This window comes from Streptomyces sp. NPDC048603, from assembly GCF_043199475.1.
Lineage (GTDB): Bacteria > Actinomycetota > Actinomycetes > Streptomycetales > Streptomycetaceae > Streptomyces.
Genome location: NZ_JBICVY010000003.1, coordinates 452,121 through 466,278 on the forward strand (window position 1 = coordinate 452,121; position 14,158 = coordinate 466,278).

The window sequence follows — 14,158 nt, forward strand, 5'->3', positions numbered from 1 at the left end:
TGGCGGACGTGGCGGATCCCTCGGGAGAGGGCGCAACAACCACACGTGATCACGGAAAGGCCATTGATGAGTAGCCCTGCACGTAGCCGGCGCGTCGTCGCCGTGCCGAGTTCGCAGGTCTCGCCGCTCAGCGAGACGTTCCTGGACGTGAAGGCGGCAGCGCGGCACCTGGGAATGGACAACGAGCGCTTCGTCCGGCGACTGGTAGCGGAGAGGCGTATCCCGTACAGCAAGTTCGGCACTCACGTCCGTATCAAGGCAAGTGTTCTTGAGGAGTACATGCGCCAGAACGAAGTCCCCGCCCTGGTGCCCCGCTCGCGGACGCGGAGGGCCGCCTGATGGCAACGAAGGGCCCGAAGAAGGGCAAGACGAAGCGCAGGTTCGGAGCGGTGAGGCAGTACCGGTCTGGGGCGTGGACCGCGTCCTACCTCGACCCGGCTGGAGTGCGCCGAAGGTCGGACGAAACCTTCGAGACGAAGACCGACGCCGAGGTCTGGCTCTCCCAGGTGGAGGCCGACCTCACCCGCGGGCACTGGCGGGATCCGGATGCCGGCGCGGTGAACTTCACCGAGTACGCGCTGAAGTGGGTCGCCGAGCGTGGGGTGAGCCCGCTCACCGAAGAGCTGTACCAGCGGCTGCTGCGGCTCCACGTCCTTCCCGGTTTCGGTGAGCTGGACTTGGACGAGATCACCCCGCCCCGGGTCCGGGAGTGGAGGGCCGAGAGGATCGCGACGACGAAGGCAGCGACGACCGTGGCCAAGTCGTACCGACTGCTCAAGGCCATCCTTGAGACCGCGGCCGACGACGAGTTGATCCGGCGGAACCCCTGCCGGATCCGTGGCGCCGGCAAAGAGGCAGCTGCCGAGCGGGAGATCGCCACCGTGGAGCAGGTCGACGCGCTGGCGAATGCGATCGGCATCCGCTGGCGCCTCATGGTCTACCTCGGTGCGTACGGCCCCATGAGGCCGGAGGAACTGGCCGAGCTGCGGCGGAAGGACGTGAACGTCGATGATCTGACGATTCGGGTCCGGAAGGCCGCGCCCGAGCTGAACACCGGGAAGCGGGCCGAGGGCCCGACGAAGTCCGAGGCCGGCATGCGGCTGGTCGTCCTGCCGGAGTTCCTGCGGGAAGAGGTACGCCGCCACGTCCAGTGGTACGCGGAGAAGGGGGCCGACGGCCTGCTCTTCGTGGGGGAGAAGGGAGCGCCGTTCCGGCGTACGACCTTCGGCCGGAAGTGGCGGAGGGCACGGACGGTCGTGGGGATGCCGACGACCTTTCGCTTCTACGACCTTCGTCACACCGGGCACACCCTGTCGACGCGGGCCGGCGCCACGCTGAAGGACACGATGGTCCGCGCCGGGCAGTCCTCAGAGAAGGCCGCGCTGATCTACCAGCACTCCGACCACGAGCGGCAGAAGGAGGTCGCCGGCGGGCTCGACGCCATGGTGCAGGCGGTGCGGCAGAAGGCCGCGGAGAAGGGCCGTCCGGGGGCAGGTGGTGTGGAGGTGGTGCGCGGCACCTGAATTGGTCTGGACAATGACGAAGGCCCAGGTCGCTGACCTGGGCCTTCGTTCAAGAGCGGATGACGGGAATCGAACCCGCGCTATAAGCTTGGGAAGCTCATGTTCTACCATTAAACTACATCCGCGCAGCGGGCCAGTTGTCTGGATTCCGCATCGTTGCACACTGTACCCCATGATCGGCCCCCGGCGAACGAGCCGTGGGGCCGCTGTCTTGTTCATGTCGCAGGAGCGTGTGTGCGGACGGGAGTTGGGGCGTACGGTGTGGGCGGAGCGGCGGCTTGGGCGGGTCCCGATCATCCCCTAATGTGGCGATTCGTCGCAGACTGGCTCGTTGGGGAAAGGGACTCGATGGAGCACACCGTCGTCCGCTGTGCCGAAGGGCACGTTTTCAGCACCGCTTCGTTTCCGATGCGGCATCTCGGTGCCGGCCGGATCGGGCCCGGGCGGCTCCTCCGGTGTCCGCGGTGCGCGCGGCTGCGGCATGCCGTGCCCGTGACGGGGGCCAAGCGGTAGGGCGGCAGTCGCCGGTATTCACGTCTCCGTGCCTTCAGGCGGCACGGAGTGCGGCCGGACGCGCGGGTGCTCGATTGGGGGTGGCCCGCGCGCTCTGCGTATCCTCGGGACGTGCTTCTCTCAGACAAGGACATCCGGGCCGAGATCGACAGCGGACGGGTGCGCATCGACCCGTTCGAGGAGTCGATGGTGCAGCCCTCCAGCATCGACGTGCGGCTCGACCGGTATTTCCGGGTGTTCGAGAATCACCGCTATGCCCATATCGACCCCGCGATCGAGCAGCCCGACCTGACCAGGATGGTCGAGCCGGAGGGGGATGAGGCGTTCATCCTGCACCCCGGTGAGTTCGTCCTCGCCTCGACGTACGAGGTCATCTCGCTGCCCGAGGACATTGCCTCCAGACTGGAAGGCAAGTCCAGTCTCGGGCGGCTGGGGCTCGTGACCCACTCGACCGCGGGATTCATCGACCCGGGGTTCTCCGGTCACGTGACCCTGGAGCTGTCGAACCTCGCGACTCTGCCGATCAAGCTGTGGCCCGGGATGAAGATCGGGCAGCTGTGCATGTTCCGGCTCAGCTCGCCCGCCGAGTTCCCGTACGGCAGTGAGCGGTACGGATCCCGTTACCAGGGCCAGCGCGGCCCCACCGCCTCGCGGTCCTTCCAGAACTTCCACCGCACGCAGGTAGGCGACCGCAATGAGTGACGTAGTACGCGAGACCCTCGACTACGAGGGCTTCGGGCGCGCCGTGCGCGAGCTCGCGCGGACCATCGCCGACGACGGGTACGAGCCCGACATCATCCTGAGCATCGCCCGGGGCGGTGTTTTCGTCGCGGGCGGGCTCGCGTACGCGCTCGACTGCAAGAACATCCACCTGGTGAACGTGGAGTTCTACACGGGCGTGGGCACCACCCTGGAAATGCCGGTCATGCTGGCGCCGGTGCCGGACGCGATCGACTTCTCCGACAAGAAGGTGCTGATCGCCGACGACGTCGCCGACACCGGAAAGACGCTGAAGCTGGTCCACGATTTCTGCCTCGGAACGGTGGCCGAGGTCCGGTCCGCCGTGATCTACGAGAAGTCGCACAGCCTCGTGAAGTGCGAATACGTGTGGAAGAAGACCGACGACTGGATCGAGTTCCCGTGGTCGACGGAACCGCCCGTCGTCAAGCGCGAGGGCCAGGTCCTCGACGCCTGAGAGAGCCACCGGACGTGCGAAAGAGGGCCCGCGCCTTGAGCGCGGGCCCTCTTTTTGCGTTTCCGGCAGGGGGAGGGGCCGGCTAGATCGTGCCCAGCTTGATGATCGACAGCAGGGCGACCAGCTGGATGGCGGACGCGCCCAGCGCCTTCGGCCACGGCAGGTCGTGCGACTTGCTGATCAGGCTGGTGAAGAGAAAGCCGGCGGCGACCCAGGTCAGCCAGCCCAGGATCTGCACCACGGTGTTGTCGCCGCCGAGGAACACCGCGAAGAGCAGGCGCGGGGCGTCCGTCAGCGACATGACCAGCATGGACAGGCCCACGGTGGGCTGCCAGGCGCCGTCGCCGCCCAGCTGGCGGGCCAGGGTGTGGGTGACGCCGCCCAGGATCAGGCCGCAGATCACGAAGGCCACACCGGCCGACAGCACGATCGGGATGGCGTTGGTGAGCGTCGCGCTGAGCGCGTCCTCGCGTGCCTCGTCCAGCCCGAACACGGCCAGCAGACCGTAGAGGAAGGTGACGATGAGCGCCGGAACCCAGACCGGGTGGTCCCGCATCTGCAGGAAGGTCTGGCCGGGCTGGGTCACGATGCCGCGGAGCAGCGCCTTCCAGGGCAGCCTGGGGCCGACGGGCACGGCCCCCTGGCCGCCGCCGGCCTGGTAGGTCGCGCCGTGGCCGCCGTACGCGCTCTGGGCGTACGGGTCCTCGCCGATGGCGAACGCCTGGGTGTGGCCCGGGTCGTTCGCGTACGAGGAGGCGCCGGGGTCCGGCTGCTGCGGCGGGTAGCCGTACTGCTCGCCGCCGTGGCCGCCCTGGCCGCCCGGCCCGGGGTAGCCGTGCGGGTCGAAGTACTCCGGCTCGCCGTGCCCCCCGGCCTGCTGCGGCCACGCCTGCTGGTGCGGCGGAGCCGCGTGCGGGTAGGGCTGACCGCCGTACGGTGCCTGCTGCTGACCGTACGGCTGCTGCCGCGGGGGGTGTTGCGGGCCGCGGTTGTTGTCCCTGCCGCGTCCGTTCCTGAATCCAGCCACGTGATCGAACGTACCTGGTCCCGTGGGGGGCCGGGGCCACGCGGCCCGAAGTGCCCCCCTTTGCGGCTGAGCTGTGACATCCCCTAGGGGTTCCCCGTGGGGTTGTCCTCAGGGCGGGAACGAGCCATGTGACCGGTTACCGGCGAGAGTGGCGGGGCAAAGGCCGGAGGCCGGTCCCCTCCACGAGGGGACCGGCCTCCGGCCTGTGTGCGCGTACGGCTACTCCGCGGACTCCGCCACGAGCTCCGTCACCGGCTTCTTCACCGACTCCAGCAGCAGCTGGGCGACGTCCACGACCTGCACGGACTCCTTCGCCTGGCCGTCGTTCTTCTTGCCGTTGACCGAGTCGGTCAGCATGACGAGGCAGAACGGGCAGGCGGTGGAGACGATGTCCGGGTTCAGGGACAGGGCCTCGTCGACGCGCTCGTTGTTGATGCGCTTGCCGATCCGCTCCTCCATCCACATCCGCGCACCGCCGGCGCCGCAGCAGAAGCCGCGCTCCTTGTGGCGGTGCATCTCCTGCTGGCGCAGGCCCGGGACGGCGTCCATGATCTCGCGCGGGGGCGTGTAGACCTTGTTGTGGCGGCCCAGGTAGCAGGGGTCGTGGTAGGTGATGAGCCCGTCGACCGGGGTCACCGGGACCAGCTTGCCCTCGTCGATGAGGTGCTGGAGCAGCTGGGTGTGGTGGATGACCTCGTACTCGCCGCCGAGCTGCGGGTACTCGTTGGCGATGGTGTTGAAGCAGTGCGGACAGGTCGAGACGATCTTCTTGGCCGACTTCGGCTTCTTCGTCGACTCGTCCTCGTCGTCCTCGCCGAACGCCATGTTGAGCATCGCGACGTTCTCCTGGCCGAGCTGCTGGAACAGCGGCTCGTTGCCCAGGCGGCGCGGGGAGTCACCCGTGCACTTCTCCTCGCCGCCCATGATCGCGAACTTGACGCCCGCCATGTGCAGCAGCTCCGCGAAGGCCTTGGTGGTCTTCTTGGCCCGGTCCTCCAGGGCGCCGGCGCAGCCGACCCAGTACAGGTAGTCGACCTCGGTGAGGTCCTCGACGTCCTTGCCGACGATCGGGACCTCGAAGTCGACCTCCTTGGTCCACTCGACGCGCTGCTTCTTGGCCAGACCCCAGGGGTTGCCCTTCTTCTCCAGGTTCTTGAGCATCGTGCCCGCCTCGGACGGGAACGCGGACTCGATCATCACCTGGTAGCGGCGCATGTCGACGATGTGGTCGATGTGCTCGATGTCGACCGGGCACTGCTCCACGCACGCACCGCAGGTGGTGCAGGACCACAGCACGTCCGGGTCGATGACGCCGTTCTCCTCGACCGTGCCGATCAGCGGGCGCTCGGCCTCCGCCATCGCCGCCGCCGGGACGTCCTTCAGCTGCTCCTCGGAGGCCTTCTCCTCGCCCTCCATGGTCTTGCCGCCGCCGGCCAGCAGGTACGGGGCCTTGGCGTGCGCGTGGTCGCGCAGCGACATGATCAGGAGCTTCGGGGAGAGCGGCTTGCCGGTGTTCCAGGCGGGGCACTGCGACTGGCAGCGGCCGCACTCGGTGCAGGTGGAGAAGTCGAGGATGCCCTTCCAGGAGAACTGCTCGACCTGGGAGACGCCGAAGACGTCGTCCTCGCCCGGGTCCTCGAAGTCGATCTCCTTGCCGCCCGAGGTCATCGGCTGGAGCGCGCCGAGCGCGCTCTCGCCGTCGGCGTTCCGCTTGAACCAGATGTTCGGGAAGCCGAGGAAGCGGTGCCAGGCGACACCCATGTTGGTGTTGAGCGAGACCGTGATCATCCAGATCAGGGAGACGCTGATCTTCACCATCGCGGTGAAGTAGAGCAGGTTCTGCAGGGTCTCCGTCGACAGTCCGTCGAAGGCCATGACCAGCGGGTACGAGGCGAAGTACGCGGCCTCGTAGGAGTCCACGTGGTGGATGGCGCCTTCCAGGCCGCGCAGCACGTAGATGGCGAGGCCGATGGTGAGGATGACGTACTCGACGAAGTACGCCTGCCAGGCCTTCGAGCCCGCGAAGCGCGACTTGCGGCCGGCCTTGGACGGCAGGCTCAGCAGGCGGATCACGATCAGGGCGAGGATGCCCAGGATCGTCATCACACCGATGAACTCGATGTAGAGCTCGAACGGCAGGAAGCCGCCGAGCACCGGCAGCGTCCATTCCGCCTCGAAGAGCTGGCCGTACGCCTGCGCCAGCGTCGGCGGCAGCGTCAGGAAGCCGATCGCCACGAACCAGTGCGCGAAGCCGACGATGCCCCACCGGTTCATCCGGCTGTGGCCGAGGAACTCCCGGGTCAGGGTGACCGTACGGGCCTTCCAGTTGTCGGTGCGGCTGCCCGCGGGCACGGGCTGGCCGATCTTCACGAACCGGTAGATCTGGGCGATGGCTCGGGCGAAGAGAGCAACGCCGACCACGGTCAGGGTCAGCGACACAATGATCGCGGCGAGTTGCATGACGGGCTCCTCGGGCGGGCCGTTACTAAGCGGTAACTTATTCAGTCAAGCCTGAGGTTACCCACTTATACGGCCGCACTGTAGCCGCGTACGCGGTGATCTGTGTCGCTCAGGCCCCCCTCACCTCCGTCTTCGCCGCCCCCGGGCCGTGTGAGGGGCGGCCGGAGGGCGGCCCGAGGGGTGCGGGCCAGCACGGCCAGGTCCATGCCCAGCCAGTGCTGCTCGACATAGTGCCGGTCGAGCAGGTCTTTGTCGTCCCAGGGGAGCCCCGAGCGGGTGCTGACCTGCCAGAGCCCGGTCATGCCGGGGCGTACGAGGAGCCGCTCGGGGTGGTCCGTACGGGCCTCGGGGCATGGGCCGACCAGGGACATCTCGCCGCGCAGGACGTTGATCAGCTGGGGCAGCCGGTCCAGGCGGAGGCGTGCGAGGTGCCCGCCCGGGGCTGTACGGAGCCTCCAGGTCCGGTACGGGCGGCCGGTGAGGCCGAGTGCGGGCTCGCGGAGGAAGGCGCCGTCCAGGCGGGTCACGTGCAGGGCGGCGGCGACCGCGAGGAGCGGCAGCGCGAGCACGGCCAGCAGGGCCGTGGCGGCCAGCAGGTCGAAGACCCGCTTGGCCGGCGGCGGGCTCAGCGACGGCAGCTGCGGCAGGCGCATGGCGCCAGCCTGGCCGGGGGCCGGCCGGGGTCGGTGGCGCCGCGCTGCCCGGGTCCCCCGGCTGGCGGTGCCGGGGGCTTCGGTGCGGCGGGGTGCGGTTGCTGAGCGGTGTTCCGGTGTGCCCACCCGTTCCGCCCTGCGGAACGCCTGCCCACACCTCGGCGGACGCCTGCCCACAGCGATGGCGGGGCCGGGTTGCGCGTAAGGGCGGGATAAGAGTTGAGTCGGCTCGACTCAGGTCTGTTGACGGGTGGGGCGGGGGAATGGCATGGTTGAGCCTGTTCCACTCAAGTCCACTGGAGGAATCAAAATGGCTCGTGCGGTCGGCATCGACCTGGGCACCACCAATTCCGTCGTCAGCGTTCTCGAAGGCGGCGAGCCCACCGTCATCACCAACGCCGAGGGCGCCAGGACCACGCCGTCCGTCGTCGCCTTCGCCAAGAACGGCGAGGTCCTCGTCGGTGAGGTCGCCAAGCGGCAGGCCGTCACCAACGTCGACCGGACGATCCGCTCGGTCAAGCGCCACATGGGCACTGACTGGAAGATCAACCTGGACGGCAAGGACTTCAACCCGCAGCAGATGAGCGCCTTCATCCTGCAGAAGCTGAAGCGCGACGCCGAGGCCTACCTGGGCGAGAAGGTCACCGACGCGGTCATCACCGTCCCGGCGTACTTCAACGACTCCGAGCGCCAGGCCACCAAGGAGGCCGGTGAGATCGCGGGCCTCAACGTCCTGCGCATCGTCAACGAGCCGACCGCCGCCGCCCTGGCCTACGGCCTCGACAAGGACGACCAGACCATCCTCGTCTTCGACCTCGGTGGCGGCACCTTCGACGTGTCCCTCCTGGAGATCGGCGACGGCGTCGTCGAGGTGAAGGCCACCAACGGTGACAACCACCTCGGTGGTGACGACTGGGACCAGCGCGTCGTCGACTACCTGGTGAAGCAGTTCGCCAACGGCCACGGCGTCGACCTGTCCAAGGACAAGATGGCGCTCCAGCGTCTGCGCGAGGCCGCCGAGAAGGCGAAGATCGAGCTGTCCTCCTCCACGGAGACCACGATCAACCTGCCCTACATCACGGCCTCCGCCGAGGGCCCGCTGCACCTGGACGAGAAGCTCACCCGCGCTCAGTTCCAGCAGCTGACCGAGGACCTCCTGCAGCGCTGCAAGACCCCGTTCCACAACGTGATCAAGGACGCCGGCATCGCGCTGTCCGAGATCGACCACGTCGTGCTCGTCGGTGGTTCGACCCGTATGCCCGCCGTCGCCGAGCTCGTCAAGGAGCTGACCGGCGGCAAGGAGGCCAACAAGGGTGTGAACCCGGACGAGGTCGTCGCCATCGGCGCCACCCTCCAGGCCGGTGTCCTCAAGGGCGAGGTCAAGGACGTCCTGCTCCTCGACGTGACCCCGCTGTCCCTCGGCATCGAGACCAAGGGCGGCATCATGACCAAGCTCATCGAGCGCAACACCACGATCCCGACCAAGCGGTCCGAGATCTTCACCACGGCCGAGGACAACCAGCCGTCCGTGCAGATCCAGGTCTACCAGGGCGAGCGCGAGATCGCGGCGTACAACAAGAAGCTCGGCATGTTCGAGCTGACCGGCCTGCCGCCGGCCCCGCGCGGTGTCCCGCAGATCGAGGTCGCCTTCGACATCGACGCGAACGGCATCATGCACGTCACGGCCAAGGACCTCGGCACGGGCAAGGAGCAGAAGATGACCGTCACCGGCGGTTCTTCGCTCGCCAAGGAAGAGGTCGACCGGATGCGCCAGGAGGCCGAGCAGTACGCGGAGGAGGACCAGCGCCGCCGCGAGTCCGCCGAGACCCGCAACCAGGCCGAGCAGCTCGTCTACCAGACCGAGAAGTTCGTCAAGGACAACGAGGACAAGGTTCCGGCCGAGGTCAAGGACGAGGTCGAGGCCGCCGTCGCCGAGCTGAAGGAGAAGCTCAAGGGCGAGGACGCCGCCGAGATCCGCACCGCCACGGAGAAGGTCGCGGCCGTCTCCCAGAAGCTGGGCCAGGCGATCTACGCCGACGCGCAGGGCGCCCAGGGTGCCGCCGGTGACGCGGGCCAGACCAAGGCCGATGACGATGTCGTCGACGCCGAGATCGTGGACGAGGACAAGCCGAAGGGCGGCGCTGTCTGATGTCGGAGGAGACCCCGGGCTTCGACGAGAAGCCGGACGTCCCCGCCGACGGCACGCCCGAGGAGCCGAAGGCCGCCGACTCCGCCGACAAGGCGGACGCGGCGTCCCCGGCCGGGGACGACACCGCACAGGATGTCGCTCTGCTGGCGCAGCTGGACCAGGCCCGTACGGCGCTCGCCGAGCGCACCGGTGACCTCCAGCGGCTCCAGGCCGAGTACCAGAACTACCGCCGCCGCGTCGACCGGGACCGGGTCACGGTCAAGGAGATCGCCGTGGCGAGCCTCCTGACCGAGCTCCTTCCCGTGCTCGACGACATCGGCCGGGCGCGGGAACACAGCGAGCTCGTCGGCGGGTTCAAGTCCGTCGCCGAGTCGCTGGAGACCGTGGCCGCCAAGATGGGGCTGCAGCAGTTCGGCAAGGAGGGCGAGCCCTTCGACCCGACGATCCACGAGGCCCTGATGCACTCGTACGCGCCGGACGTCACCGAGACGACCTGCGTGGCGATCCTGCAGCCGGGGTACCGGATCGGCGAGCGCACGATCCGCCCCGCGCGGGTCGCGGTGGCCGAGCCGCAGCCGGGAGCTTCGGCCCCCAAGTCGGAGGACTCCGAGAAGGAGTCGTCCGACGACAAGAAGGACAGTGAGTAACACCCGCAGCAGGACCTGGGAGGAGGGACGCCGGTGAGCACGAAGGACTTCGTGGAGAAGGACTACTACAAGGTTCTCGGCGTCCCCAAGGACGCCACCGAGGCCGAGATCAAGAAGGCGTACCGGAAGCTCGCCCGCGAGTTCCACCCGGACGCCAACAAGGGTGACGCCGCGGCCGAGGAGCGTTTCAAGGAGATCTCCGAGGCGAACGACGTCCTCGGCGACGCCAAGAAGCGCAAGGAGTACGACGAGGCGCGCGCCCTCTTCGGCAACGGTGGCTTCCGTCCCGGCCCGGGCGCCGGCGGCAACTTCAACTTCGACCTGGGCGACCTCTTCGGGGGCGCCCAGGGCGGGGGAGCGGGCGGCGGCTTCGGCGGCGGCGGCCTCGGCGACATGTTCGGCGGGCTGTTCAACCGCGGCGGCCCCGGCCCGGGTACGCGTACCCAGCCGCGCCGCGGCCAGGACATCGAGTCCGAGGTGACGCTCAGCTTCACCGAGGCGGTGGACGGGGCCACGGTCCCGCTCCGGATGTCCTCCCAGGCCCCCTGCAAGGCGTGCTCCGGCACCGGAGACGCGAACGGCACGCCCCGTGTGTGCCCGACCTGCGTCGGCACCGGCCAGGTCTCCCGGGGCAGCGGCGGCGGGTTCTCGCTCACCGACCCCTGCGCCGACTGCAAGGGGCGCGGCCTGATCGCCGAGACCCCCTGCGAGGTCTGCAAGGGCAGCGGCCGGGCCCGGTCCTCCCGCACCATGCAGGTCCGGATCCCGGCGGGCGTCACCGACGGCCAGAAGATCCGGCTGCGCGGCAAGGGCGCCCCGGGCGAGCGCGGCGGCCCGGCGGGCGACCTGTACGTGGTCGTGCACGTGGACGCGCACCCGGTGTTCGGCCGCAAGGACGACAACCTGACGGTGACCGTCCCGGTGTCCTTCGCGGAGGCCACGCTCGGCGGCGAGATCCGGGTGCCCACCCTGGGCGGTCCGGCGGTCACGCTGAAACTCCCCCAGGGAACCCCGAACGGGCGTACGATGCGGGCCCGCGGCAAGGGCGCGGTCCGCAAGGACGGCACCCGCGGCGACCTGCTGGTCACCGTGGAGGTGGCGGTTCCGGCGGAACTGTCCGACAAGGCGCGCGAGGCCCTGGAGACCTACCGGGAAGCCACGGCGGACGAGGACCCCAGGTCCGCACTGTTCGAGGCAGCGAAGGGAGCATGAGATGGACGGCCGACGACGCAATCCCTATGAGCTCACGGATGAGACTCCGGTCTACGTGATCTCGGTCGCCGCTCAGCTCTCCGGCCTGCACCCGCAGACCCTCCGCCAGTACGACCGGCTCGGGCTGGTCTCCCCGGACCGCACGGCCGGGCGGGGCCGCCGCTACTCGGCCCGGGACATCGAGCTGCTCCGCACGGTGCAGCAGCTGTCCCAGGACGAGGGCGTCAACCTGGCCGGCATCAAGCGGATCATCGAATTGCAGAACCAGGTGGCCGCGCTCCAGCAGCGGGTCGCCGAGCTGGCGGCCGCCGTCGACGGCGCGGCCCTGGCCATGCAGCAGCGCGAGGCGCAGGTCCACGCCTCGTACCGGCGCGACCTGGTCCCGTACCAGGACGTCCAGCAGACCGGCGCGCTGGTCGTGTGGCGGCCCAAGCGGCCGCAGGACTGAGCCGGCCACCTGACCGAGCCGGCCACAGGCCTGAGCCGAGCCGGCCCGACCGGCCGGACACGCAGGAGGCCCCCGCCCGTACCAGGGCGGGGGCCTCCGCGCGTTCACTGCCCGGGGTGGTCCAGGATCCCCGACTGCGCGATGCGGTAGCCCAGCTGCGCGCGGCTGCCGCTGCCGAGGGTTCCGGCCAGTTTGGCGATGTGCGCCCGGCAGGTGCGTACGTTCATGCCGAGCCGGCGGGCGATGGCCTCGTCCACGTGGCCCTCGACGAGGAGCTGGGCGATGGACCGCTGCACGCCCGAGATCCCCTCGGGGGTCGGCCCGTACGAGACCTCCTCGCGCAGCGGCACGGCCCGGTGCCACAGCTGCTCGAACACCTTGATGAGGTAGCGGACCAGGGCGGGGTGCCGTAGCTCCAGCGCGACCTGCTGGTCGTCCCGGGCCGGGATGAAGGCGACCGACTCGTCGCAGATGATGAGCCGCTCGACCAGCTCCTCCAGGGTCCGGAACTCCACCTTGCCGCCGGCCACCCGGTCGATGTAGGCCATCGTGCCGCGGCTGTGCCGGACCGTGTGCTGGTAGAGGGTCCGCATGCTGACGCCCCGGCGGATGAGCGGCTGGTCGCGCTCGATCGCCTGGCTCAGCACGTGCTCGGCGCGGCCGCCGCCGGGCTGGATGGTCAGCATCTCGGTGTGGCACTCGGAAGTGGCCAGGTTGAGGGCCGCGTTGATGCGGTTGAAACCCTCCAGCACGGTGATCGCGTGGGTGGGTGCGGGACTCATCGCGCTGATGGCCATGAATGGCTCAAACGCTTCGGTCAGTTCGATGGAAGCGCGGCGGTGCTGCAGGATCTCCCGTTCCAGCGGGTGGAGCCGCTGCGCCAGGGCCACCGAAGGGGGAACCGGACGGAGCCAGTTGGCGTCATCAGGGTCGGGATGGAGCAGCGCGAATTCCAGCAGGCAGGGCGTGTGCTCGACTTCCACGCGGGCGATCCGCCCGGAGCTGAGGGCAGTGGCGTAGAGCTCCGATCCAAGACCGCACAGCTCCGTCACCGGGTGGGGATGTGTCTGGTTTACAGCCTTTGTCACTGAATCTCCCACCCCCAGGGTTTTGCATCTACAGGAACATGATGCATCGCCCCAGTGGCATCGACGTGGCTCGATAAGTCATCGTCTGAGATGCGGGGGAGAGGAATCCATCCAGTGAGGACGAAGTCGACCATGTATAAGAAATTGCTTCGCTCGGTGGTTGCCGTTGCTCTCTCCACGGTTGTGGCTTACGGGGTGGCCGGAGGCAACCTCGGCATAGCCGACAGCGGTTGGGGAAGTACGCCGGCCGACAGCGGCTGGGGAGCGCCCGCGACGACCGGCGGCGAGAACGACAACGACAGCGGCTGGGGCGTCGTACCGCCCGACAGCGGCTGGGGCACCGCTCCGCACGGGAAGTCCGACGCATGACCCCCGACGACCGCGACTTCCGGCGGGAAATGGCCTCCGCCTACCGGTCCGGGTGGCAGTTCATCGATCTGGTCACGGCGATCCCCCACGCCGGCGATTCCCTGATGGTCACCCTTTTCGGCCAGCCCATTGTCATCGTGCGCGAGGAGGACGAGGACGTCCGCGCCTACCGCTGCCTGCGCCGCCCCCGGGGCGCCCCGCAACCGGTCCGTTGCGAGGTCCGGTACGGCATGGTCTTCGTCAATCTGGATCAGCGTGACCACCAGCTCTTCGAGCCCGATATCACCACCGCCACCCCCCGCAGTGCCTGACGCGATTCCCCCGTCGTCGCAGATCGCTCAGGTGCTTCCCCCACACAGCGGCGCCATCGTGGACCTGAACACGATGGCGCCGTTGTGATGTCCGCGTCCATATGCGAACCGGACATTGCCCCTCTTCCGCTCAGGCCCGCCCCATCGCGCGGTCCAGCGAGATCTCTATGACCACCCGGTCCGGGTTCGGCGACGGGGTCCGCCGGTAGCGCTCCGCGTAGCGGGCCACCGCGTCGGCGACCGACGCCTCGTCCGCGCGGATCACCGCGTGCCCCTCCAGCGTGGCCCAGCGGCGCCCCTCCATCTGGCAGACCGCGGCCCGCGCCCGGCCCGGCTGCGCCGCCAGCACGTTGCGGACCTTCTTGCTGTGCTTGTTGCTGATCACCCGGGCCACTCCGGCCTCCGGGTCGTACGTCACGCCCACCGGCACCACGTGGGGGGTGCCGTCCGGCCGCAGGGTGGTCAGGGTGCACACGTGCCGTTCCCGCCAGAAGGCGAGGTACTCCGGCGTCGGGTTGAGTACGTCATGGGCCATGCGCCGAAGCGTACGTGACGGCCCCGAA

At 69.1% G+C, this 14,158-nt stretch carries 15 protein-coding genes and 1 tRNA gene; 10 read left to right on the forward strand and 6 right to left on the reverse strand.

Translation table 11 applies throughout. The annotated features are described in order from the left end of the window. The first annotated feature begins 66 nt into the window (after positions 1 to 66). Together ACGFQ9_RS08780 and ACGFQ9_RS08785 are read left to right on the forward strand one after the other, a co-directional pair. The gene (locus ACGFQ9_RS08780) at positions 67 to 339 is read left to right on the forward strand and encodes a helix-turn-helix domain-containing protein (protein ID WP_393572614.1); all 273 of its coding nucleotides are present in this window, start codon (positions 67 to 69) and stop codon (positions 337 to 339) included. After that, complete coding sequence (locus ACGFQ9_RS08785) at positions 339 to 1,523, forward strand: tyrosine-type recombinase/integrase (RefSeq protein WP_393572616.1); 1,185 nt, start codon at positions 339 to 341, stop codon at positions 1,521 to 1,523. The genes ACGFQ9_RS08780 and ACGFQ9_RS08785 overlap by 1 nt, the downstream gene beginning before the upstream one ends. A gap of 54 nt (positions 1,524 to 1,577) precedes the next feature. On the opposite strand, the gene ACGFQ9_RS08790 is transcribed toward ACGFQ9_RS08785, so the two are convergent. Beyond that, positions 1,578 to 1,648, reverse strand: a tRNA-Gly gene (locus ACGFQ9_RS08790). A gap of 178 nt (positions 1,649 to 1,826) precedes the next feature. Here ACGFQ9_RS08790 and ACGFQ9_RS08795 point away from each other — a divergent pair. The 3 genes from ACGFQ9_RS08795 to ACGFQ9_RS08805 all read left to right on the forward strand — a co-directional run bounded on the left by ACGFQ9_RS08795 (position 1,827) and on the right by ACGFQ9_RS08805 (position 3,231). Then, on the forward strand, positions 1,827 to 2,036 hold the full coding sequence (locus ACGFQ9_RS08795) for a hypothetical protein (protein ID WP_393572618.1): 210 nt from the start codon (positions 1,827 to 1,829) through the stop codon (positions 2,034 to 2,036). A 111-nt stretch (positions 2,037 to 2,147) separates the two neighbouring features. Then, positions 2,148 to 2,738: a dCTP deaminase gene (dcd, locus tag ACGFQ9_RS08800; RefSeq protein WP_393572620.1), complete on the forward strand. Its 591-nt coding sequence runs from the start codon at positions 2,148 to 2,150 to the stop codon at positions 2,736 to 2,738. Continuing rightward, a complete protein-coding gene (locus tag ACGFQ9_RS08805; RefSeq protein ID WP_393572622.1) occupies positions 2,731 to 3,231 on the forward strand; it encodes a phosphoribosyltransferase in 501 nt (166 codons plus the stop codon). The genes dcd and ACGFQ9_RS08805 overlap by 8 nt, the downstream gene beginning before the upstream one ends. A gap of 82 nt (positions 3,232 to 3,313) precedes the next feature. Here the strand turns inward: ACGFQ9_RS08805 and ACGFQ9_RS08810 are convergent, their stop codons facing one another. The 3 genes from ACGFQ9_RS08810 to ACGFQ9_RS08820 form a co-directional block, all read right to left on the reverse strand. After that, positions 3,314 to 4,258: a YIP1 family protein gene (locus tag ACGFQ9_RS08810; RefSeq protein ID WP_393572623.1), complete on the reverse strand. Its 945-nt coding sequence runs from the start codon at positions 4,256 to 4,258 to the stop codon at positions 3,314 to 3,316. 219 nt (positions 4,259 to 4,477) lie between these two features. Continuing rightward, the gene (locus ACGFQ9_RS08815) at positions 4,478 to 6,718 is read right to left on the reverse strand and encodes a heterodisulfide reductase-related iron-sulfur binding cluster (RefSeq protein WP_393572625.1); all 2,241 of its coding nucleotides are present in this window, start codon (positions 6,716 to 6,718) and stop codon (positions 4,478 to 4,480) included. Between the two features lie 65 nt (positions 6,719 to 6,783). Next, on the reverse strand, positions 6,784 to 7,371 hold the full coding sequence (locus ACGFQ9_RS08820; RefSeq protein ID WP_393572626.1) for a sugar transferase: 588 nt from the start codon (positions 7,369 to 7,371) through the stop codon (positions 6,784 to 6,786). Positions 7,372 to 7,681: 310 nt separating this feature from the next. On the opposite strand from ACGFQ9_RS08820, the gene dnaK reads away from it, so the two are divergent. From dnaK to ACGFQ9_RS08840, 4 genes are read left to right on the forward strand one after another with little or no spacing between them, the layout of a single operon-like run. Beyond that, positions 7,682 to 9,520, forward strand: a complete 1,839-nt coding sequence (gene dnaK, locus ACGFQ9_RS08825; RefSeq protein ID WP_393572628.1) for a molecular chaperone DnaK — start codon at positions 7,682 to 7,684, stop codon at positions 9,518 to 9,520. Then, entirely contained in the window at positions 9,520 to 10,167 is a 648-nt protein-coding gene (grpE, locus tag ACGFQ9_RS08830) for a nucleotide exchange factor GrpE (RefSeq protein WP_393572630.1), read from the forward strand. Before dnaK ends, grpE begins: the two co-directional genes overlap by 1 nt. Before the next feature lie 33 nt (positions 10,168 to 10,200). Next, positions 10,201 to 11,379, forward strand: coding sequence for a molecular chaperone DnaJ (gene dnaJ / locus ACGFQ9_RS08835; protein ID WP_393572632.1), 1,179 nt, complete (start codon positions 10,201 to 10,203; stop codon positions 11,377 to 11,379). Between the two features lies 1 nt (position 11,380). Continuing rightward, positions 11,381 to 11,827: a heat shock protein transcriptional repressor HspR gene (locus ACGFQ9_RS08840; RefSeq protein WP_393572634.1), complete on the forward strand. Its 447-nt coding sequence runs from the start codon at positions 11,381 to 11,383 to the stop codon at positions 11,825 to 11,827. A 104-nt stretch (positions 11,828 to 11,931) separates the two neighbouring features. On the opposite strand, the gene ACGFQ9_RS08845 is transcribed toward ACGFQ9_RS08840, so the two are convergent. Further along, on the reverse strand, positions 11,932 to 12,915 hold the full coding sequence (locus ACGFQ9_RS08845) for a helix-turn-helix transcriptional regulator (protein WP_393572636.1): 984 nt from the start codon (positions 12,913 to 12,915) through the stop codon (positions 11,932 to 11,934). Between the two features lie 365 nt (positions 12,916 to 13,280). Here ACGFQ9_RS08845 and ACGFQ9_RS08850 point away from each other — a divergent pair, with 365 nt between their 5' ends. Beyond that, the gene (locus tag ACGFQ9_RS08850; protein WP_150208898.1) at positions 13,281 to 13,595 is read left to right on the forward strand and encodes a (2Fe-2S)-binding protein; all 315 of its coding nucleotides are present in this window, start codon (positions 13,281 to 13,283) and stop codon (positions 13,593 to 13,595) included. Between the two features lie 130 nt (positions 13,596 to 13,725). On the opposite strand, the gene ACGFQ9_RS08855 is transcribed toward ACGFQ9_RS08850, so the two are convergent. Continuing rightward, positions 13,726 to 14,130, reverse strand: coding sequence for a pyridoxamine 5'-phosphate oxidase family protein (locus ACGFQ9_RS08855; protein ID WP_393572638.1), 405 nt, complete (start codon positions 14,128 to 14,130; stop codon positions 13,726 to 13,728). Between the last annotated feature and the right edge of the window lie 28 nt (positions 14,131 to 14,158).

Bases quoted from the DNA above. Each gene is read 5' to 3' on its own strand.
- ACGFQ9_RS08840 (WP_393572634.1), top strand. From the start codon at position 11,381: ATGGACGGCCGACGACGCAATCCCTATGAGCTCACGGATGAGACTCCG.
- ACGFQ9_RS08805 (WP_393572622.1), top strand. From the start codon at position 2,731: ATGAGTGACGTAGTACGCGAGACCCTCGACTACGAGGGCTTCGGGCGC.
- grpE (WP_393572630.1), top strand. From the start codon at position 9,520: ATGTCGGAGGAGACCCCGGGCTTCGACGAGAAGCCGGACGTCCCCGCC.
- ACGFQ9_RS08795 (WP_393572618.1), top strand. From the start codon at position 1,827: ATGTGGCGATTCGTCGCAGACTGGCTCGTTGGGGAAAGGGACTCGATG.
- ACGFQ9_RS08855 (WP_393572638.1), bottom strand. From the start codon at position 14,130: ATGGCCCATGACGTACTCAACCCGACGCCGGAGTACCTCGCCTTCTGG.
- ACGFQ9_RS08785 (WP_393572616.1), top strand. From the start codon at position 339: ATGGCAACGAAGGGCCCGAAGAAGGGCAAGACGAAGCGCAGGTTCGGA.
- ACGFQ9_RS08850 (WP_150208898.1), top strand. From the start codon at position 13,281: ATGACCCCCGACGACCGCGACTTCCGGCGGGAAATGGCCTCCGCCTAC.
- ACGFQ9_RS08815 (WP_393572625.1), bottom strand. From the start codon at position 6,718: ATGCAACTCGCCGCGATCATTGTGTCGCTGACCCTGACCGTGGTCGGC.
- ACGFQ9_RS08780 (WP_393572614.1), top strand. From the start codon at position 67: ATGAGTAGCCCTGCACGTAGCCGGCGCGTCGTCGCCGTGCCGAGTTCG.
- ACGFQ9_RS08820 (WP_393572626.1), bottom strand. From the start codon at position 7,371: ATGCGCCTGCCGCAGCTGCCGTCGCTGAGCCCGCCGCCGGCCAAGCGG.
- dnaK (WP_393572628.1), top strand. From the start codon at position 7,682: ATGGCTCGTGCGGTCGGCATCGACCTGGGCACCACCAATTCCGTCGTC.